Raw genomic sequence first — 19,888 nt, 5'->3', positions numbered from 1 at the left:
AACGATGGTGAATAAATTATTGACCATCGCTGGGTTTGTTTAGTTGCTAAAGAATTTTAAGGCTATCCCAAATATCGTCAACACGTTCTTTGGTGGCTTTATCCATTACTATTGGTTCACCCCATTCACGGTCGGTTTCGCCTACCCATTTATTAGTCGCGTCCATACCCATTTTAGATCCAAGGCCCGATACAGGAGAGGCAAAATCTAGGTAATCTATTGGAGTGTTTTCAATCAACGTTGTATCACGCGCTGGATCCATGCGCGTTGTGATGGCCCAAATAACATCTTCCCAGTCGCGAGCATTTATATCGTCATCGCACACAATTACGAACTTGGTATACATAAACTGGCGCAAAAACGACCATACTCCCATCATTACGCGCTTAGCGTGACCAGGGTATTGTTTTTTCATTGTGACTACCGCCATGCGGTACGAGCAACCTTCAGGCGGCAAATAAAAGTCCACAATTTCGGGAAACTGTTTTTGTAATATTGGTACAAATACTTCATTAAGTGCAACACCTAAAATAGCGGGTTCATCAGGCGGACGGCCAGTAAATGTGCTGTGATAAATAGGATCTTTACGGTGTGTAATGTGAGTTACGGTCATAACAGGGAAGTCATCAACTTCGTTGTAGTAACCTGTATGGTCGCCATAGGGGCCTTCTGGCGCCATTTCGCCAGGCATAATATGGCCTTCAAGTACGATTTCGGCACTGGCAGGCACTTGTAAGTCGTTTGAAATTGACTTTACCACTTCAGTTCGGCTTCCACGCAATAGCCCTGCAAATGCATATTCGCTAAGCGTATCTGGTACAGGAGTTACTGCACCTAAAATGGTCGCTGGATCGGCGCCTAACGCCACCGATACTGGATAAGGCTGACCAGGGTTTTCTTTACACCACTCTTGAAAGTCGAGCGCGCCGCCGCGGTGCGACAACCAGCGCATAATTATTTTATTTTTACCTAATAATTGTTGGCGATAAATACCCAGATTTTGACGTTTCTTGTATGGCCCTTTTGTGACGGTTAAACCCCATGTAATCAAAGGGGCTGCATCACCTGGCCAGCAGTGTTGAATAGGTAGTTTTGTTAAGTCGACGTCATCACCTTGTAAAATCACTTGCTGACAAGATGCTTTTTTGATTTCTTTAGCGGGCATGTTCAGCACTTTTTTAAATACAGGAATAGATCCAAGTGCTTCTTTAATGCCTTTTGGGGGCTCGGGCTCTTTTAAAAACGCGAGTAGTTTACCCACCTCACGAAGTTCATTTACGTCTGTTTGGCCCATACCCATAGCCACTCGCTTCGGTGTTCCAAATAAATTGGTAAGCACCGGCATGCTGTGCCCTTTTGGGTTTTCGAATAATAAGGCAGGACCTTTTGCACGCAGTGTGCGGTCAGAAATTTCGGTCATTTCAAGATACGGGTCAATTTCTTGGGTGATGCGTTTAAGCTCACCTTTTTTTTCAAGTAAATTGATAAAATCGCGCAGATCTTTATATTTCATTATGGGCCGCTATTAAGCAAAAGAGTTGAACTATTATACCCATTTCATGCAAAGCAAGTCATTACACCTGCACTTAAAACTTAAAGCGCTCTACGGCACTTGTTAAAGAGTGTGCAAGTTGATTTACGTCTTCACTTTCGCTTGCTAGGGTGGTTGCGTTATTGGCATTTAAAGTGGCATGTTCGGTCACCTTAGCCATTATTTTTTGAATATCATCACTGTTTGTTAACTGTTCATGAGAAGCTGTAGCAATTTGCTCACTCATTTGGTTAATTGACAGTAACGTCCCTTTTATACGCTCAACCGCTTTATTTAGTTCAGCACTGTTTTCAACACACTGTTTAGCTTGTTGTTGGCCATCGTTAATTTCTTTCTGCGTTGTTTTTGTGTGTTGCTGCAGCGTTTGGATCATGGTGTGAATTTCGCTTGTGGAGCTCTGTGTACGTGCCGCTAATGAGCGAACCTCGTCAGCAACCACAGCGAAGCCTCGGCCATTTTCTCCGGCTCTTGCCGCTTCTATAGCTGCATTTAATGCAAGTAGATTAGTTTGCTCTGCAATGCTGCTAATAGTATTTACAATTGCGCCAATTAAATCTGTAAATTCGGCCAGCTCTTCTGTGCTACTTACCGCTTTATCTAATCGATTTAAGAGTGCTTCAATACTTAAACTGTTGTCGTTGGCTATTTGGTTTACGTCGTTAGCAAACTGAGAGGCGTTGGTAATTTCGTTAGATGCATTATCGGCCTGCTCATAGACCGCTTGCGAATTGTTTAGCATGCTATGCGCAAGCTCTGTGGCTTGTGCGCTTCGTTCTAATTGCTGCTGAGCAACAATGGTCATCTGTTGGCCCTTTTCACTTGTTTGAATGGCCGATTTATCAAGCTCGTGAGCATCATTACTAATCGCTTTTATAAGGTGGGTCAAATCATCGCTGAGCTTATTGATGTTGTTAAGTAAAGTGCCAAATTCATCTTTGCTACGCGGTTGGCTGCGTTTAGAAAAATCACCTGAGGCAATACGTGCTAAATCGCTATTTACTTTTTTAAGTGGTTTTAGCATGGCATTAGTTGTAAAAATTGAAATAACAATAAGTAAACCAATAAGTACAATCGCAATTATAATGACAGAGCTAGAACCCATATTAATTGCCGACTTAGCACTGCTTTGCAGAGTTTTAAAACGCTCGTCAGCCAGTTTATTAAGCTGTAATAATTGGCTTTCTGTGTCTATAAACTCTTGTTGAAAACGCTCAAAACTTTGCTGTGCCATTTGGGTGTTTTCAAGCGCTTTATTTTGCTGGGCGTAAATACCGTCGGGCCCATTCAATCGTGTTCTTAAGTTATTAAATTGCTCGGTAAATTGAGCCGCGTTTAAACGCTCACCTAAGGGAGTGGCTTGCTGCTCTAAATACACAAAGTTTGGCTGGATGTTATCAAGTAAAAATTGGGTATCTTGTTGGTGGACGTTTAAGTCGCTGACACTGGTCGTTTGCGTAATACTTTTAATATTGTTGCTTAAATTAAAGAGTAAGTCGTCAATGCGTGTTGCTGTGCCAAATACAGAGTTTAGTAACGACTGCTGCTTTGCATTTATCTCTATGAGTTCTATATCGAGTAAGGCATTACTGAGGTTACTTAGCTCATCACCAAACTCTTTAATTAGTGAGGTAGCAGCCGACTGCGCCGTAAAACGCTGTTCTTTGGCATTAAACATGTTTGCGCTTGTTTTGCTTAGTTGCTCAAAGTTTTTTGAAGCGTCAACTAGCAAAGTTTGCATGTTTTGCTGACCTGTCAATTGTGGCTTAAGTGCATTGAGCATATTACTGAATTCTTGTTGCTCGCTAAGCGCTTCTTTTTTATTGGTCAGTAATAAATCAGGTTTTGTTTGACTATAGGCTAGTGCATTGAATTTGGTTATAGAGAGAAGCGATAATCTTAAGTCTTTACTGACTTGTTGAGCTGGAACAGCAAGGTTCTCTATTCGTGAGGTAGTCGTGCTTATTTTATTTAAGGACCAGTAAAAAAATAAGCTACTGATAAGCATTAATAGACCTATAGCACAAAAGGCTAAAATTATTTTATGTTTAATGGCAATAGAACGCATAACTTCATCAACAAAATTAAGACTTTTTTTAGTGTAGCAAGTTTTTTAATTTGTTGTTAGTAGCTTGTTGTTTTAAGGTGCAGTGATATTTTTTGCCTAAAATTATAAGCATCGCTTCAGCGCCTTTTCCCCAAAAAAGTACTTTTTTATTTATATACTTATTTCCAGACGCGCTTTCTTCATGAGAAAGGTTGTATATTTTATTATTGAAGGTGAGCTCTGCTTCTTGGTTTTTTAACGTACTCAGTACTGCTTTCTTGTTATTACATACGTAGTGTGTGCTTGTTGTTTTTTTACTACATCCAATTAAACTGAGTAAGCAAGCCATTAAAACAAGTGTTGCTTTCATTTTCCCTTCCTTAATATATTTTACCCGCTATTTTACTTAAGAATAACAGGGCAAAATTAACCGTTGGTGAAAGGCGCGCTTTACGTTATGTTGATTAAATTATTTATAAGCTAGGGTCTGTTGATCTTTTCGGATTGAAATTTGTTCAAACTAGGGGCTATTTAATCGTGGCGCGAGGTTTGTAACCTAGTGGACTAAGTAAAAGCCGAGCAACAAAAAGTAAGTAGCCCCTAGGAAGAACCCATCGGGCAGCGCCTGTTTGGTATTAATGCTACGTTATCGCCAATTTATGGGGAATAACCACACTGCATCGGCTCTGCCTTGCCTAAATACCAAACAGGCTGCTGCAAATTTAACATTGAAAGAACAACAGACCCAAGGAAGCAAAATGGCAGGCACTAACCTTTTAACATTATTAGATGACATAACGGCTTTACTCGATGACATTGCAACCATGAGTAAAATAGCGACAAAAAAAACAGCAGGTGTTTTAGGAGACGATTTAGCGCTGAATGCACAGCAAGTAACGGGTGTGTCAGCCGACAGAGAGCTGCCCGTTGTATGGGCGGTAGCAAAAGGATCATTTTTAAATAAAGCAATCCTTGTTCCTGCGGCGTTGATGATCAGTGTTTGGCTTCCATGGCTCATTACACCACTTTTAATTTTAGGTGGGTTGTTTTTATGTTTTGAAGGAGCTGAAAAAATATTTGCGCGATTTTTACCTCATCATGATGAGATTGCAGATGGCGAAAAAACACTTGATTTAGTTGAATATGAAAAACAAAAAATAAAAGGTGCGATACGGACAGACTTTATTCTATCGGCCGAGATCATTGTTATTACGCTTGGTACTGTCGCGGGCCAAACATTACTCAATCAATCCTTAGTTCTTTGTGTAATAGCGATTGTTATGACTATTGGTGTTTATGGACTTGTAGCTGCAATTGTAAAACTTGACGATGCAGGCTTGTATTTGGTAAATCAATCTAAAGTGTCTGGCAGTGCGGTTAAAGAGTTTCTGGGTAAAAGCTTGCTTGCGGCAGCACCACGACTTATGCAGTTTTTAGCTTTTGCAGGTACTGTGGCCATGTTTTTGGTGGGAGGCGGTATTTTATCTCATGGTATTGAGTTATTACATCATGCACAACTTAATGTGATTAGTTATGCGCAGTCAATACTAGGCAATATAGGTGAGCTATTAGCCCCGCTAGTCTTTGATGGAGTGCTAGGGGTTGTTGCAGGGCTAGTTATTGTGCTTTGCAATGTGGTTTATACAAGGTTATTTAAAACAGATAAGTAGAGCCGTGCTTTCTGCCCTACATAATTGATTCACATGTTATAAATTTACACAACTGCTCAAGTTCGTAGGTTGCTTTACTATTACCTTGAGCAATTGCTTTTTTATACCAGTAAATAGCTTGTTGTGTGTTTTTGTCTGCACCTTGGCCGTCTCGGTACATTTGTGCAAGGTTAAGCTGCCCCCATTGAGAGCCTGACTCTGCAGCAAGTTTAAAGCTTTCTAAGGCTTCTTCAAATTGCCCATCTTTAAAGTACATAATGCCTTGCTGGTTGTTTTTATCTAGCTTTAAACCTTTGTATAAAGGCTTAGGTTTAGGCGGAAACATCACAAACCCACCATACAAGCTATTAGCGTGTGGGCGCAGCACATCGTAAATCACGTCATTATTATATAAGCGCTTTACCTCATCACGGGGTAAGGTAATTGTGCTTGTTGAAAAATAATCGCGTTGTACTAATAAACTGGTGCGCATTGCCGTGGTTATGCCTCGGTTGCGTTTATAGCTGTAATTGCTTACTTGAAAAGTAATAAATTGCTCGTCAAAGCTGAGTACTTGGGCCACTTTTAAATTTGTTAGCGTCCATGGTTCGTGAGTAAATTTATCAGCGTGAACTAAATATGTATCAAATGCCTGTGGGTTACTTAAGTAGTTGTATTTGAGTGCTTGGTTGTCGGTGTATTGTTGGAAAAAATACACTATTACCCACAATAATAAAATTAAGCCAATCCCGTATTTTGGCAGGCTTAGTTTTTCAATTAAGGGGAGTTTTTTTATATTAATGGCTTCGTTATGGCCACATTGGTAGCACTCGCGCTTGTAATTTAGCTTTAATGGTACGATAGGAATAATCGTAAAACGTAAGTAGCGGCTATGGTTTACTAAGTGATAGCTATCGCTTTGGCAGCTTGGGCAGGACTGCGTTTGTGAAAAATGAGGAAAAGACTGACCGGTGTTGAAAAGCAGCATGCAATAATGCCCCGAGTTTTAATTTCTATTAAAGTAAAACAAGGGGCATATTTTTTAAAGCAACAAACTGTAAGTAAGTATGTCTGTTACTCTTTTGTTGTTATTTTTGGTTTAATTGTTGTTTTTGCGTCTGCTGCCATAAGCGCAAATACCGCATAGGTTGCTGTATTTTGACGAAGCTTTGCTGGCGTTACTTTATCAAGCGTGTCGTCAGCGGTGTGGTGATAATCAAAGTAGTCTGTACCATCTTGGGCCAGCTCAAAAATAGGTGCCGACACCGCATTTTTAAATGGAATGAGATCAGGTCCGCCGTTAGCTTGGTTTTTACCAATGTACTCAACATTTAAAGGGGCAAGCTCTTTTGCGATAGCACGTACTACAGGCAGTGACGCTGCATCTACATTTGATTCAAAACCGTAAACTACATCAGCGCCAAAATCAGACTCTGCAGCAGCGACAATATTGTGTAAATTGTTTTTATGTTTCGCAAAGTACGCTTTTGCACCCCATAAACCAAGCTCTTCAGCGGCAAAAAGGACAACGCGAATACTGCGTTTAGGGCGTTTTACATCGCTAATATGTTTAGCAGCCGCCATAGTCAATGCAACGCCGGCACCGTCATCAAGTGCGCCTGTGCCTAAATCCCATGAGTCTAAATGCCCGCCAATTAATACGTATTGCTCTGGGTTTTCGGTACCGTTAAATTGGCCTATAACATTGTAACTAGTGCCTTCGCCAAGGTTTTCGGTTTGTACATTTATATTGACCGATACATCTTTGCCTAAAGCGACTAAGCGAGCAATTTGATCGGCATCGGGGTTAGCAATGGTTACGTTAGGTATTTTTTTAACGCCTTCTTTATAATAGCTTCCGCCGGTGTGGGCAAAACGGTGATGACCTGTACTTACTGACCGCATCATGTAGGCAACAGCCCCTTTTTTAGATGCTTCAATTGCTCCGGTGGCACGTGCTTTTACAGCGGGTCCATAACCATTGCCGTCTATATCGCGATTCATTCTGTAGTTAATGTAAGCAATTTTGCCTTTTAAACTATTAGCCGGTGCTGCTTTTAGTTCATCAAGTGTTTCGAATAATTTAATCGGTGCGCTGATACCTCCTTTAGGTGTGCTTATGCTATTACCTAGTGCAGTTAAATGAAGGGGTTGTTCGCTAGGTGTTAATATTTTTCCACTTTCGCTGTAGCGGCGCCATTCTGGAAAGGTCGCTTCTTCAAGCCATACTTTATCAAAGCCCAGTTCTTTAAATTTAGCTTGCGCCCAAGCAACGGCTTTTTTATCGTTTTCGGTGCCAGGTAAACGCGGGCCAACTTCGGTTGTTAGTGACTCTAATAGCTCATAGCTTAAGTGGCTATTAAGGGCTGTGGTACGCACTTTATCTACTTGTTGTAATTGATTGCTTGTAAATTCGTTGCTGCTGGCAGTAGCTGCCATACTACTGGTAAGGAGTAGTGCGGTGATGAGATTTTTCATGGTAATTAGCCTTATTTATGATTGCGGCTATTAAAACATGTAATAAAGACGTAAAAAAATAGATGAGATGAATGAGCTGCTTTAAGTGATCAAAAAAGCCCGCGTATTTTAAGCGCGGGCTGGTAATTAAAGCGCTTAATTAAAAGCTAAACTGTGCAGCTAGTCTTACGTTAGTGCCTTCACCTATTGTTACGTTATTTGTTCCACCACCGGCTAGGTATTCTTCGTCAAATAAGTTTTCTATGTTTAGGCGTAAGTTAACATCGGTTTTGCTTACTTTAAGTTTGTAAGTTGCACCTACATCTACGCGTGTGTAGGCATCTTTAATAATCGTGTTGTCACTATCTGCAAAACGCTCACCTTCGTAAAATGCACCGGCATTAAATGCAATCGCGTCGTTAAATTCGTAACGAGTCCAAAGTGATGCAGACCATTTAGGGGCATCGGTAGGGCGCTTACCTTCTAACTCTTCGTCACGTTCGTAATTTGCATCTAGGTACATAGTCGATGCCATTATAAATAAACGGTCGGTTGCCGCACCTTGTGCTGTTAGTTCAATCCCTTTATGGCGTTGTTCACCAATTTGGTTTGTTTCAGAAGTTAGATCACCCACTGGTACTTCAAGCGTTTCTGTAACTAGTGTGCCATTTTTACTTATATCGAAAAGCGCACCACTTAGCATTAAGCGATCATCAAATAACTGCCACTTAATACCAATTTCTTTTTGCTCAGAGGTAACGGCATCTAGCTTCATCCCATTATTTATATCGTCTTCGTTTACAAGAGTATCACTGCCTTGAGGTTCAAAACCTTCAGAGTAACTCGCGTATACCGTCGCTGATGCATTAGGATGATAAAGCACACCTATTTTTGGCACAAACGATTCATTATTGGCATCTTCACGTGTTTGTTTATCGTAGCGGCCACCAAGCGATAGCTGCCACTGTGGCGAAAACGTGATTAAGTCTTGAACATAAATACCGTAGTAGTCGTATTCTGTTTCGCTGATAGTATCATCTGTTTTATAGCTGACAGTTGGGCGACTTGGCTCTGTTTGACCAGATATAAAATTAAATGAATCAGCTGAGGTGCGACGCTGTCCATAATAATAATCAAGCGAGTTAGCACCAATGAGTAATTGATGATGAACGCCTGCTGTTTCAAATTCACCGATAAAGTCGATAAATGCGGTTTTAAATTGCCAGTCGTCAAATCGGTCGTAAGGGCGAGACTCATAGCTGTCGCCTTCAACAAAATTACTCGGCTTACGTGGAGCTGACTCAAAACGTTGGCGTTCAAATGTTTGTTCGTTATAACCCAGCTTTACTTGCCAGTTATCGTTTAAAAATACTTGAAAATCAATGCCCGCATTTTCTACCGTTATGTCGGTAAACGCCCAAGACATATCGCGAATAGTTTTATCGCCGCCAATAACGTTGGCGTTGTCGTCTATCCATGCACCTGTGTCTAAACCTGCTTCGTCGTCTGTGCGGTCATAATGAACTCGAACAAGAGCATTGTCGCTAATATCGTAATCAACAATCAACGCACCTAAAAAGCGGTCACGCTCGCGGTTTTCACCGTTTTGGTATTCGCGCCAGTAATCAACATCTTGCTTAACTAAAATACCGCGTGCACGTAAATCTTCTGCATCCGTTAAAGCGCCTGCAGCATCTATCATAAAGCGTGTTGAACCATGCTGATCTACATCGGCACTGGCATTAAATAATGTGTGTGCTGTCGGCTTTTTAGTGACCATATTAATTAGGCCACCAGGACCTGATTGACCATATAAAATGCTTGATGGGCCTTTAATAACCTCTACTTGTTGTAAAATTTCAATGGGTTGTTGATAGTGCGACCAATGCTGATGCCCGTCGCGTAAATAACCGGTTGATGAGCTGAGTTCGAATCCACGTAAGTTAAATACTTCACGGTTACGTTGTTTTGAACCGGCCGTTAAGCTTGCATCGTTTGAAAGTACTTCACCTAATGTTGTTGCAAGTTGTTCGTTGATAATAATGTCGCCAATTACAGTCACTGATTGAGCTGTATCGAGTAATGAAGTTGACGTTCTCATTGCACCATTTGCGTTATCTACTTTGTAGTCATTAAAGTAACTTCCTTTGACTTCTATATGTTCAAGGTCGGTAGAATTTGCATATGTATTTGTTGTTATTGTTGCCAATAGTGCGATGTAAAGGGAACTCAGTTTCATTTGATGCTTCCAGCTCAGTATTTAAATAAAAAGTGAAGCGCAATCTTAATGAAAATAAATATCATTTGCAATATGTTTTTATTAACAATATTTTATAATGTGTTTGCTAATGGTTGCCAATAACGAATTCTGCTATTATTAGCGACATATTTAGTGGGACTTTTCCCGCGTTATTTTTACTGCTATGGAATTTACTGTGACTTCAACTGCTTTTTCATCTTTGGCTTTACCAGCTGGACTTGTTGATAATTTATCGACGCTTGGCTACGCCCACATGACACCTGTACAGGCACAAAGTTTGCCTCCTGTACTTGAAGGTAAAGACATCATTGCTCAGGCAAAAACGGGTTCAGGTAAAACGGCTGCGTTCAGTTTAGGTGTGCTTGCTAAATTAAACGTAAAACGTTTTCGTATTCAATCGTTAGTATTATGCCCAACACGTGAGCTTGCCGAACAAGTAGCTGTTGAAATGCGTAAACTTGCTCGCGGTATTCATAATATTAAAATATTAACGCTATGTGGTGGTGTATCAATTGGCCCACAAATTGGGTCGCTTGAACACGGTGCACATATCATTGTTGGTACACCAGGGCGTGTAGATGACCATATTCGCAAAGGGACATTACGGTTAGATGATGTAGAAACATTAGTACTAGACGAAGCCGATCAAATGCTTGATATGGGTTTTCAAGATACCCTTGATGCGATTATTGAATGCATTCCACAAAACCGCCAAACGCTTTTATTTAGTGCTACTTTTCCACGCGCAATCGAAGCGATAGCAAAGCGTGTACTTAGTAACCCTGAAATGATTAAAGTAGAAGAAGAGCAAGAAAAAAGCACAATAAAACAGTACTTCTACAAAATGGATAATAACAAACAGCGCTATCCAACACTTAAATTACTATTACTTAAATTTACACCACAAAGCTGTGTTGTGTTTTGTAATACCAAGGTAGAAACGCAGCAAGTGTGCGACGATTTAGCCGATGAAGGCTTCAGCGCTGTGGCATTGCATGGTGATTTAGAACAACGTGACCGAGAGCGCACTCTGATTCATTTTGCTAATAAAAGTGCGTCTATTTTAGTTGCGACAGACGTTGCAGCACGTGGTTTAGATATTGACGATATGGATATGGTAATCAACTACCATTTAGCGCATGACCCGCAAACACACGTTCACCGTGTCGGGCGAACGGGTCGCGCGGGTAAAAAAGGGATTGCTTGCTCAATTTATGGTGATGCGGAGCAATTTAAAGTAGCGCAAATTGGTGAGCATTATGAACGCGACTTTGAGCCTGAACCAATGCCTTCATATAATTTGTTGGATAAACCACCGTATAAACCAGACATGGTCACTCTGATGATAGACTCAGGTAAAAAGCAAAAAGTGCGTGCTGGTGATATTTTAGGTGCGTTAACGGGTAAAGACGGTATTGCTGGGCGTCAAGTAGGTAAAATCAATGTTCTTGATAACGTCGCATTTGTAGCTGTTGAACGTAATGCGTCTAAACCGGCACTTCGTAAATTAACCGAAGGTAATATAAAAGGGCGCAAAATTCGTGCTCGTCGCCTAACGCGTTAATCAAGTTATGAGCGAGCAGCCGGTTTAAGCTGCTCGTACTCTACTTTTATTTGCTTAAATGCATTCTCGCAGCCAGTAGGTTTGTCTGGGTGGTTCGCCAGTGCAAGCTGTCGCCAACGTTTTTGTAATTCTTTAAGTGAAAAATCATTTGTTAGCTGCCACTTTGCCAAAAGTGTGTCAAAGTGATCTTCTGTTAAAGCTGGCGCGCTATTTACCCTCTTAAACTTTTGCCAAAAACTTGTGAGTAGCTCATTAATTTGCTCTTCGCTTGCTTCGTAATTCCCCCAGTCTAAATAATAATCTTTTAAGTTAGATTTAAGCGTTGCTGGGTTTTCTATATCCGTTTCAATGAACTCTATATGAAGTGTTGATATTAAGAGACTTTTAGGGTGAAGTTGTTCCTGTAGTTGATACAATGCATTCATAATTAAAAAATTACGCTTAAATAAATCACGTTCAGGGTTTTTATCAAGTGGCTTAATTGTACCACAATTAATAAGCTCAGCTGCTAGGATATGAACTTGCCACACTTTTTGGGTTAATATTAAGTCAAATATTCGGTCAATCAGTGGGTTAAGCATTGTTTAGGTCCTAGTATTTAGTGTATCTTCAGTACAGATTACATTGTTACACGTAACAATTTGAAGGATTAAAATTATGCATGGCAAGCTCAAGTGCCTCTTATTCATTGTATGCAGTTTGTTCTATTTGCCAAGTTATGCTCAACAATCAGAACCATTATTAGAAGAGTTTAAACAACAACAACAATGGGATGCAAAGCTTGAATTGGGTAACGCCTTACTTAATAACCAACGTATTACAGCTCAAAGTCGTGCTGAAATATATGCAGGCCTTGCCGATACTGCGCTGTCGAGCGGCCACTATAGTGATGCTTTTAATTACTTTAAATTATTAGAGCAAGAAACTTCTGGATCACTTTTTCCTAGCGAGCACTTTCGTGCGATTAAAATGCAAGGTGTTGCACTTTTTTATCAAGGCTTGTTTAAACAAGCAATTACTCAATATACCCGCGCACTTGATATTGCAAAAATTAATAACCAACCATTAGAGCAAGCAAACTTATTGAATAATATTGGTTTAGCTTATTTTAATATGCATAAATTAGTAGCAACGCTTGATTACTACCTAAAAGCAAAAGAGATTTACGAAAAAGTGGGTAGTGAACAGGATAAAGGCGATATTTTAATTAACATAGCGGGCGTGTATATACGCTTATCTCGTTATGAAAATGCCATGAGTATTTATCAAGACGTGTTAAAAATTTTTCGCAAGTTAGATGATAATTTGGGTATTGCTATGGTGCATAATAATATGGGGGTGGTTTATTTTGAAAGCAACCAGCTAGATTTAGCGATGCATTACTACCAATTAGCAACCCGCTATTACCTATCCGTCAACAATATGAATAAGTTAGCGACTCAGTACACTAACATTGCAAACGTTAATATTATTCTTAATAAAGTGGAATTAGCGTATGAGCAAGCGCAATTAGCGATAGAGTACTCACTTAAAATTGATAATAAAAACTTAGAGCTCACTGCACTGCAAACTCTCGCAAAAGTCCAGCTTGTAAGGGGAATGTTAGATGAGGCAAAAACGAATATTGAACGCGTTTTTGAATTACTCAAAGAGCATAGTAATGATCGCATTATGCGAGATGGACTTGGCACCCATGCTTTGATTGAGGCAAGTAGGGGGAACTACGAAAATGCAATGCAGTTGCATGAAAAGTACAATAACGAACTACGCAAATTAAGAAGTGACTCTATTGTTAAAGCCTTAGCCGTGCTAGAAAAACAATTTAAAGCCACACAATTGAATCAAGAAATTAAAGAGCTGAAACAAGACCGTAAATTACAAGAGTTAAAAATGAAGCAGCGTTCGCAGTTAACGGTGTTTATTTTTGTACTGTTATTTTTAGTCATAGTGACAGGGGTTGCTTTATATCGACGCGGCGCAGAAAAACGGGCAAAACAATATTTAGCTGAACAGGTGGCGCAACGCACAGCAGAGCTTCAAGGTGTTGCCCAAGAGTTGAGAGCAGCTAATGATGTTAAAAGTCAATTTTTGGCTAATGTTAGCCATGAAATAAGAACACCATTAACGGCGATTCTCGGACAAACAGACGACTTAATGAATGGTTTATACGAGCCTGAACAGCTAAAAGATGAGTTAGCTATTATTCAGCGGCACAGTAATCATCTAAAAAGCTTGATAAACGATGTACTCGATTTAAGTAAAATAGAGGCGAATAGATTAGAGCTTAATGTTTCGTGTTTCGACATGGTGCAACTGGTAAATGATGTGCACGCTATGTTCAGTCCTCAGGCAAAAGCAAAAACCCTTCGGCTTGTGCTTGAAAATAAGGTGGGCGATGAGTTTTACACCCGCCTTGATTTAATGCGAGTAAAACAAATTCTTATCAATTTGTGTGCTAATGCAATCAAGTTCACTCAATCAGGACAGGTGGTAATTGTATTAAATAAATCAGAGCAAGGTATTGTTTTTATTGTTAAAGATACCGGTATAGGTATGAACTCCTCACAATTAAAACTCATTTTTGAATACTTTAGCCAAGCAGATAACAGCATTAGCCGGCGGTTTGGTGGTACAGGTTTAGGGCTTAGTTTATCGCAGCAGCTCGCTTCTATGATGGGCGGATATATAAGCGTACAAAGTGAATATAAAAAAGGAAGTCAATTCTCGTTCTTTTTACCTTGTGCGCAAGTATCCAGTGAACACAGTGATATTGGGCAAATAGAGCAAAATAAAAAGCAGCTAAGCGGTACTGTGCTTCTTGCAGAGGATCACGCAGATAACCGCAGATTCATTAGCCGTTATTTGCGCTCTTTAGGGCTTGATGTAATTGCAGTCGAAAACGGCGAGCAAGCTGTAGAGCAATGCTTACAAATATACCCAGACCTTGTACTTCTTGATATTCAAATGCCAATAATGGATGGGCGAGCTGCCTTTGAGTTATTGAAAAAATGTGGTTTTCAACGGCCAATATTTGCGCTCACTGCAAACGCAATGAGTCACGAAATAGACGACTACCTTACATTAGGGTTTACTGGTTACCTTGCAAAGCCATTGGATAAAGACTTATTTTATAAAACCTTGTCAGAAAATTTAGACCAAGTGCATTCAGACGGACCTAATGTATCAAGTGACATAGATATCAGTGACTTAGTAATAAGCTTTAAACAAAGTTTCAGCTTAGAAAGCGACAACATTACACAGCATTTTTTAAGTGAAGACTTTGACGCTTTGCAAAAAGATAGCCACCGAATATTAGGTGCGGCACAAATGTTTGCCTTAGAGGAAATAGCTTCAGCTGCGAAAAATTTAGACAGCGCCTTATTGCAAAAAGGCGAAAAAGATATGAAATATATTAATCAGCTTGTGTCAGAGCTCCAGGCTGTATTACACAAATATAATGAAACGTAAGTACACATTATAACAAATATAAAAAAAGCGCCCAGGGCGCTTTTTTTGTATTACTTAAATGCGTTTATTGACGTTTCATCGAATCAAAAAACTCATCATTGGTTTTACTCATTGATAGTTTATCGATTAAAAATTCCATGGCGTCAATCTCTGACATTTCATGAACGATTTTACGTAAAATCCATAGCTTTTGAAGCTCATCTGGCTTAGTAAGTAGTTCTTCACGGCGAGTACCAGAGCGGTTAAAGTCGATAGCTGGGAATACACGTCTTTCCGCAATTTTACGGTTAAGGTGTAATTCCATGTTACCAGTACCTTTAAACTCTTCGTAGATTACTTCATCCATTTTTGAGCCAGTATCGATAAGCGCAGTGGCTATAATTGTTAAGCTACCACCTTCTTCAACATTACGTGCTGCACCAAAGAAACGCTTAGGTTTGTGAAGTGCATTAGCATCAACACCACCGGTAAGTACTTTACCTGATGAAGGGATCACCGTGTTATAAGCACGCGCTAAACGCGTGATTGAATCAAGTAAAATAACAACGTCTTTTTTATGCTCAACTAAACGTTTTGCTTTTTCGATAACCATTTCGGCAACTTGGACGTGACGAGACGCAGGTTCGTCAAACGTTGATGCAATTACCTCACCTTTAACAAGGCGTTGCATTTCAGTTACTTCTTCCGGGCGTTCATCAATAAGTAAAACCATTAATGTAACGTCAGGATGGTTATGTGTGATTGATTGTGCAATGTTTTGCAGTAGCATTGTTTTACCCGCTTTTGGCGGTGCTACTAATAAACCACGTTGACCGCGGCCAATTGGTGATGCTAAATCAAGTACACGAGCAGTAATGTCTTCTTTACTACCGTTACCACGTTCCATGCGGAAACGTTCGTTTGCATGTAATGGGGTTAAGTTTTCAAAAAGAATTTTAGTACGAGAATTTTCAGGTTTATCAAAGTTAACTTCGTTTACTTTAAGTAATGCAAAGTAACGTTCGCCGTCTTTTGGTGGACGAATAAGGCCTGAAATTGAGTCGCCAGTACGCATACTGAAACGGCGAATTTGGCTCGGTGATACATAAATGTCATCTGGGCCAGCTAAGTAAGAAGCTTCTGATGATCTTAAAAAGCCAAAACCATCTTGCAAAATCTCAAGCACACCGCCGCCGAAGATATTTTCTCCGCCTTTGGCATGGGATTTTAATATGGTAAAAATGATATCTTGCTTTCTTAAGCGGGCTACGTTTTCGAGCCCCATGGACTCAGCTAAGTTTACAAGTTCTTTTATAGACTTGTCTTTTAATTCGCGTAAATGCATATTGGTGGGTTCTTTATTACAATTGTCATACTCAAAGTCGCTTTGATCGTTGAGTGAGGTTGGTTGAATATAACTAAGGATTAGTTGGCTTTATAAACTAGCAGTTCACTGGCATAGCGTCCAGTGTTTATACAAAATAAATTCAAAAAAAGGGCAAAAGCCCTTTTTTTAGTTCTAGTCTATTAGATGTTGTTATCTAAAAACTCGATAAGTTGTGTTTTTGAAAGTGCACCAACTTTAGTTGCAGCAACTTGGCCATCTTTAAAAAGAAGCAAAGTAGGGATGCCACGAATACCAAATTTAGGCGGAGTGCCAGCATTTTGGTCAATATTAAGTTTAGCAACAGCAACACGACCGTCGTATTCATCAGCAACTTCGTTAAGAATAGGGGCGATCATTTTACAAGGTCCGCACCATTCAGCCCAGAAGTCTACTAGTACAGGCTTGTCTGATTGTAATACGTCAGCTTCAAAGCTATCGTCAGTAATTTGGATTATTTTCTCGCTCATTGCGCTCTCCGATTTAGTTAGGCGAAATATTTAGTGCGTATTTAAACACTCTTGTTTCTTATTGCAAGTTTAAACGTTATGCTTAAACGCTATGACTAAGACACATTTAACCGATAAAAAGTTTTCAGACTTTGCTATCGCACCGGAAGTGGTTGCCGGTCTAACCGAGAATGGGTTTGAATATTGCACACCTATTCAAGCAAAATGCCTACCTTTTATTTGTGACGGACGCGATATTGCGGGCCAAGCACAAACGGGTACTGGCAAAACGTTGGCATTTTTAACTGCCACGTGCCATCGGTTATTACAATCTAGCAAAGCACCTAGTAAACATCCAAGAGCCCTGATCATGGCCCCTACTCGGGAGCTTGCGATTCAGATACACAAAGATGCAAAAATTTTAGCGCCACACTGTAATCTTAACTTAGGTTTAGTATATGGTGGCGAAGATTACGAAAAACAACGTGCACAATTAGAAAAAGGCGTAGATATTTTAATTGGTACGACAGGTCGTTTAATCGATTTGTACAAGCAAGGCTGTTACACCCTTAATGAAATAGAGGTTGTCGTGCTTGACGAAGCCGATCGTATGTTCGATTTAGGCTTCATAAAAGATATACGTTATATGTTTGATCGTATGCCAGATACATCAAAGAGATTAAACTTATTATTTTCTGCGACTTTATCGTACCGCGTACAAGAGCTTGCGTTTGAACACATGACCAACCCAGAACATGTACAAATTGAGCCTGACGTAAAAACTGGTAAACGCATAAAAGAAGAGCTGTTTCACCCATCGCAAGAAGATAAAATTAAGCTTTTATTAACTTTGATCGAAGAAGAATGGCCAGATAAAGCCATTGTATTTGCAAACACTAAGCACAGTTGTGAAACCGTGTATGCGTGGTTAAAAGCTGATGGCCATCGTGTTGGTATGCTAACAGGTGATGTAAATCAGAAAAAACGTCAAAGCATCTTAGCGCAATTTAGCAAAGGCGAATTAGACTTTTTAGTTGCAACCGATGTTGCCGCGCGTGGTTTGCATATACCAGAAGTAAGTCATGTATTTAACTTTGACTTACCTGATGACTGTGAAGATTATGTTCACCGCATTGGTAGAACAGGTCGTGCGGGTGCATCAGGGCATGCAATAAGCTTTGCATGTGAACAATATGCTTATAACCTACATGAAATTGAAGAATATATAGAGCACAGCATTCCTTTATCTCATTACGATAAAGCCGCTTTGTTAGACGACCTAACTAAGCCTATTATTCAAAGAAAGCGCAACTATTCAAATGGTCCTCGTAATCGTAGTAATAACAACGGACGTCGCCCAAATAATAGTTACCAAAAAGGACGGTCGTAATAAACCGTTTGCATAAGTAGTAGTAACTAGAGGTTTTTGAACGGTGGGGCAACTTATACCGCAAAAAAATGTATACGCAGTTATTGATTTGGGATCAAATAGCTTTCATATGCTTATTGCCAAATCAGTGGCTGGCGGTTTACAAACGATTGGTCGCGTAAAACGCAAGGTTAGGCTAGCCGCCGGGCTTGATAAAGATAATGTATTAAGCACCGAGGCTATGCAGCGAGGCTGGGAATGCCTCGCGCTTTTTGCTGAGCGTTTACAAGATATTCCAAATCAAAATATTACCATAGTAGCTACAGCTACATTACGCTTGGCAACTAATGCTGAAGTGTTTAAAGCGCAAGCTGAAAAAATTCTTGGCCATAAAATCAACGTTATTAGTGGTGAACTAGAGGCGCGTACCATATACAAAGGTGTAGCGCACACTTCAGCATGTACCGGCAAACAGCTCGTTATTGACATTGGTGGTGCAAGTACCGAAGTAGTGATTGGTAAAGAATTTGATGCCCTTTTATACAAGAGCCTCAACATGGGGTGTGTTACTTACCTTGAGCGTTATTTTAAAGATTGCTTATTAACACATAGTAATTTCAATACCGCTATAAAGGCCGCTCGAGCTGTTATCGATAATATAGCACCTGAATACAAAGCCGCAGGGTGGCAAATTGCATCAGGCGCATCAGGTACAGTGCAGGCTATTCAAGAAATAATGGTGGCACAAAACCTTGATGACCTTCTTACTTTAGAAAAACTAAATTCAATAAAAGAGCAATCAATTGCATTTAAAACCATTGCTGCGTTAGACCTTCCAGGTTTAAGCGAAGACCGTCGATTAGTCTTTGTATCGGGTCTTGCTATTTTGATTGCTTTGTTTGAATCATTAAATATTGAAAAAATGGGGCTTGCAGGCGGTGCACTTCGTGAAGGTGTTTTATATAGCATGGTGCCAGAGTTTCATAATAGCGATATAAGAAAGCGAACAGTTGATGGGTTTATGAGTCGCTACCATGTTGACCAAAAACAAGCATCACGAGTTTCTAGTTTAGCTATTGAACTCGCACAAAGCATTAATGAAGATTGGCCAATTAATCACTTAAATGGCTTACCCCTGTTAAAAGCCGTTGCGCAGTTACATGAAATCGGCTTACTAATAGAGTATAAGCAGTATCATAAGCATACAGCGTATATTCTAGAAAATACCGACATGCCTGGTTTTTCGCAATCAGAGCACAGGTTAATTGTGGCAGTAGCCGATGCGCATCGCTCTGATATACCAAAAGACAGCTTTAGTACGTTAGGTGCAAACAACCTTCTTGCGCAGTACATCGTAAGATTACTGCGTGTATCTGTTATTTTGTCAATGAGACGACAAGATGATGTCCTGCCAAACTTTGAATTAACTGCTAAAAATGAAGTTTTAACACTAACATTCGAAAATAACTGGTTAAAAGAACATCCATTAATGGCTAGTGAGCTACAGCAAGAGTCTAAACAGCAAAGTAAACTTGGTTGGAAGCTAGTCGTTCATTAAGTAAAAAGGCCCTTGCGGGCCTTTTTAGTGTTTAAAGTAATCGTTTCGATTAAAATACGTGCGAACAGCATATTTTTTCAAGTTTTCTTCAAAAAAGGGTTGATCTGTTTTTGGATCTCCCTATAATGCGACCCCACTGAGACGGCAGAGCAGGC

At 40.0% G+C, this 19,888-nt stretch carries 14 protein-coding genes; 5 read left to right on the top strand and 9 right to left on the bottom strand.

Features of this window, described 5'->3' with window-relative positions; all coding sequences use genetic code 11:
• Nucleotides 1-46: 46 nt before the first annotated feature.
• The 3 genes from ubiD to CWB62_RS14300 all read right to left on the bottom strand — a co-directional run bounded on the left by ubiD (nucleotide 47) and on the right by CWB62_RS14300 (nucleotide 3,966).
• Nucleotides 47-1,513, bottom strand: a complete 1,467-nt coding sequence (gene ubiD, locus CWB62_RS14310) for a 4-hydroxy-3-polyprenylbenzoate decarboxylase (RefSeq protein WP_058403732.1) — start codon at nucleotides 1,511-1,513, stop codon at nucleotides 47-49.
• A 73-nt stretch (nucleotides 1,514-1,586) separates the two neighbouring features.
• Entirely contained in the window at nucleotides 1,587-3,617 is a 2,031-nt protein-coding gene (locus CWB62_RS14305; RefSeq protein ID WP_058403733.1) for a methyl-accepting chemotaxis protein, read from the bottom strand.
• Between the two features lie 28 nt (nucleotides 3,618-3,645).
• Nucleotides 3,646-3,966 carry an MliC family protein gene (locus CWB62_RS14300; protein ID WP_058403734.1) on the bottom strand — a complete coding sequence of 107 codons (321 nt, stop codon included), beginning with the start codon at nucleotides 3,964-3,966 and terminating at the stop codon, nucleotides 3,646-3,648.
• 388 nt (nucleotides 3,967-4,354) lie between these two features.
• On the opposite strand from CWB62_RS14300, the gene CWB62_RS14295 reads away from it, so the two are divergent.
• Entirely contained in the window at nucleotides 4,355-5,266 is a 912-nt protein-coding gene (locus tag CWB62_RS14295; protein WP_138528107.1) for a DUF808 domain-containing protein, read from the top strand.
• 16 nt (nucleotides 5,267-5,282) lie between these two features.
• Here the strand turns inward: CWB62_RS14295 and CWB62_RS14290 are convergent, their stop codons facing one another.
• The 3 genes from CWB62_RS14290 to CWB62_RS14280 form a co-directional block, all read right to left on the bottom strand.
• The gene (locus tag CWB62_RS14290; RefSeq protein WP_138528105.1) at nucleotides 5,283-6,233 is read right to left on the bottom strand and encodes a tetratricopeptide repeat protein; all 951 of its coding nucleotides are present in this window, start codon (nucleotides 6,231-6,233) and stop codon (nucleotides 5,283-5,285) included.
• A gap of 86 nt (nucleotides 6,234-6,319) precedes the next feature.
• Complete coding sequence (locus tag CWB62_RS14285) at nucleotides 6,320-7,723, bottom strand: M20/M25/M40 family metallo-hydrolase (RefSeq protein WP_058403736.1); 1,404 nt, start codon at nucleotides 7,721-7,723, stop codon at nucleotides 6,320-6,322.
• A gap of 139 nt (nucleotides 7,724-7,862) precedes the next feature.
• Entirely contained in the window at nucleotides 7,863-9,941 is a 2,079-nt protein-coding gene (locus CWB62_RS14280; protein WP_138528103.1) for a TonB-dependent siderophore receptor, read from the bottom strand.
• Between the two features lie 196 nt (nucleotides 9,942-10,137).
• Between CWB62_RS14280 and dbpA the strand changes: the two genes are divergently transcribed.
• Nucleotides 10,138-11,526, top strand: a complete 1,389-nt coding sequence (gene dbpA / locus CWB62_RS14275; protein WP_171034597.1) for an ATP-dependent RNA helicase DbpA — start codon at nucleotides 10,138-10,140, stop codon at nucleotides 11,524-11,526.
• Between the two features lie 5 nt (nucleotides 11,527-11,531).
• On the opposite strand, the gene CWB62_RS14270 is transcribed toward dbpA, so the two are convergent.
• Nucleotides 11,532-12,107: a DNA-J related domain-containing protein gene (locus CWB62_RS14270; protein WP_058403738.1), complete on the bottom strand. Its 576-nt coding sequence runs from the start codon at nucleotides 12,105-12,107 to the stop codon at nucleotides 11,532-11,534.
• A gap of 76 nt (nucleotides 12,108-12,183) precedes the next feature.
• On the opposite strand from CWB62_RS14270, the gene CWB62_RS14265 reads away from it, so the two are divergent.
• On the top strand, nucleotides 12,184-14,994 hold the full coding sequence (locus CWB62_RS14265) for a tetratricopeptide repeat-containing hybrid sensor histidine kinase/response regulator (protein WP_058403739.1): 2,811 nt from the start codon (nucleotides 12,184-12,186) through the stop codon (nucleotides 14,992-14,994).
• 64 nt (nucleotides 14,995-15,058) lie between these two features.
• On the opposite strand, the gene rho is transcribed toward CWB62_RS14265, so the two are convergent.
• Nucleotides 15,059-16,318: a transcription termination factor Rho gene (gene rho / locus CWB62_RS14260; RefSeq protein WP_006792445.1), complete on the bottom strand. Its 1,260-nt coding sequence runs from the start codon at nucleotides 16,316-16,318 to the stop codon at nucleotides 15,059-15,061.
• Between the two features lie 182 nt (nucleotides 16,319-16,500).
• Nucleotides 16,501-16,827 (bottom strand): thioredoxin TrxA, encoded by a 327-nt coding sequence (gene trxA / locus CWB62_RS14255; protein WP_006792444.1) that lies wholly within the window; start codon nucleotides 16,825-16,827, stop codon nucleotides 16,501-16,503.
• Nucleotides 16,828-16,918: 91 nt separating this feature from the next.
• On the opposite strand from trxA, the gene rhlB reads away from it, so the two are divergent.
• Nucleotides 16,919-18,196 (top strand): ATP-dependent RNA helicase RhlB, encoded by a 1,278-nt coding sequence (gene rhlB / locus CWB62_RS14250; RefSeq protein ID WP_006792443.1) that lies wholly within the window; start codon nucleotides 16,919-16,921, stop codon nucleotides 18,194-18,196.
• Nucleotides 18,197-18,239: 43 nt separating this feature from the next.
• Nucleotides 18,240-19,733 carry a guanosine-5'-triphosphate,3'-diphosphate diphosphatase gene (gppA, locus tag CWB62_RS14245; RefSeq protein ID WP_058403740.1) on the top strand — a complete coding sequence of 498 codons (1,494 nt, stop codon included), beginning with the start codon at nucleotides 18,240-18,242 and terminating at the stop codon, nucleotides 19,731-19,733.
• Nucleotides 19,734-19,888: the final 155 nt, after the last annotated feature.

The organism is Pseudoalteromonas sp. S408 (assembly GCF_005886645.1).
Taxonomy (GTDB): domain Bacteria; phylum Pseudomonadota; class Gammaproteobacteria; order Enterobacterales; family Alteromonadaceae; genus Pseudoalteromonas.
Note: the sequence above shows the minus strand (reverse complement) of the source record. Positions and strands in the feature narration are given on the sequence as shown.

Bases quoted from the DNA above. Each gene is read 5' to 3' on its own strand.
- CWB62_RS14305 (WP_058403733.1), bottom strand. From the start codon at position 3,617: ATGCGTTCTATTGCCATTAAACATAAAATAATTTTAGCCTTTTGTGCT.
- CWB62_RS14290 (WP_138528105.1), bottom strand. From the start codon at position 6,233: ATGCTGCTTTTCAACACCGGTCAGTCTTTTCCTCATTTTTCACAAACG.
- ubiD (WP_058403732.1), bottom strand. From the start codon at position 1,513: ATGAAATATAAAGATCTGCGCGATTTTATCAATTTACTTGAAAAAAAA.
- CWB62_RS14295 (WP_138528107.1), top strand. From the start codon at position 4,355: ATGGCAGGCACTAACCTTTTAACATTATTAGATGACATAACGGCTTTA.
- CWB62_RS14280 (WP_138528103.1), bottom strand. From the start codon at position 9,941: ATGAAACTGAGTTCCCTTTACATCGCACTATTGGCAACAATAACAACA.
- rho (WP_006792445.1), bottom strand. From the start codon at position 16,318: ATGCATTTACGCGAATTAAAAGACAAGTCTATAAAAGAACTTGTAAAC.
- rhlB (WP_006792443.1), top strand. From the start codon at position 16,919: ATGACTAAGACACATTTAACCGATAAAAAGTTTTCAGACTTTGCTATC.
- CWB62_RS14285 (WP_058403736.1), bottom strand. From the start codon at position 7,723: ATGAAAAATCTCATCACCGCACTACTCCTTACCAGTAGTATGGCAGCT.
- CWB62_RS14300 (WP_058403734.1), bottom strand. From the start codon at position 3,966: ATGAAAGCAACACTTGTTTTAATGGCTTGCTTACTCAGTTTAATTGGA.
- trxA (WP_006792444.1), bottom strand. From the start codon at position 16,827: ATGAGCGAGAAAATAATCCAAATTACTGACGATAGCTTTGAAGCTGAC.
- CWB62_RS14270 (WP_058403738.1), bottom strand. From the start codon at position 12,107: ATGCTTAACCCACTGATTGACCGAATATTTGACTTAATATTAACCCAA.
- CWB62_RS14265 (WP_058403739.1), top strand. From the start codon at position 12,184: ATGCATGGCAAGCTCAAGTGCCTCTTATTCATTGTATGCAGTTTGTTC.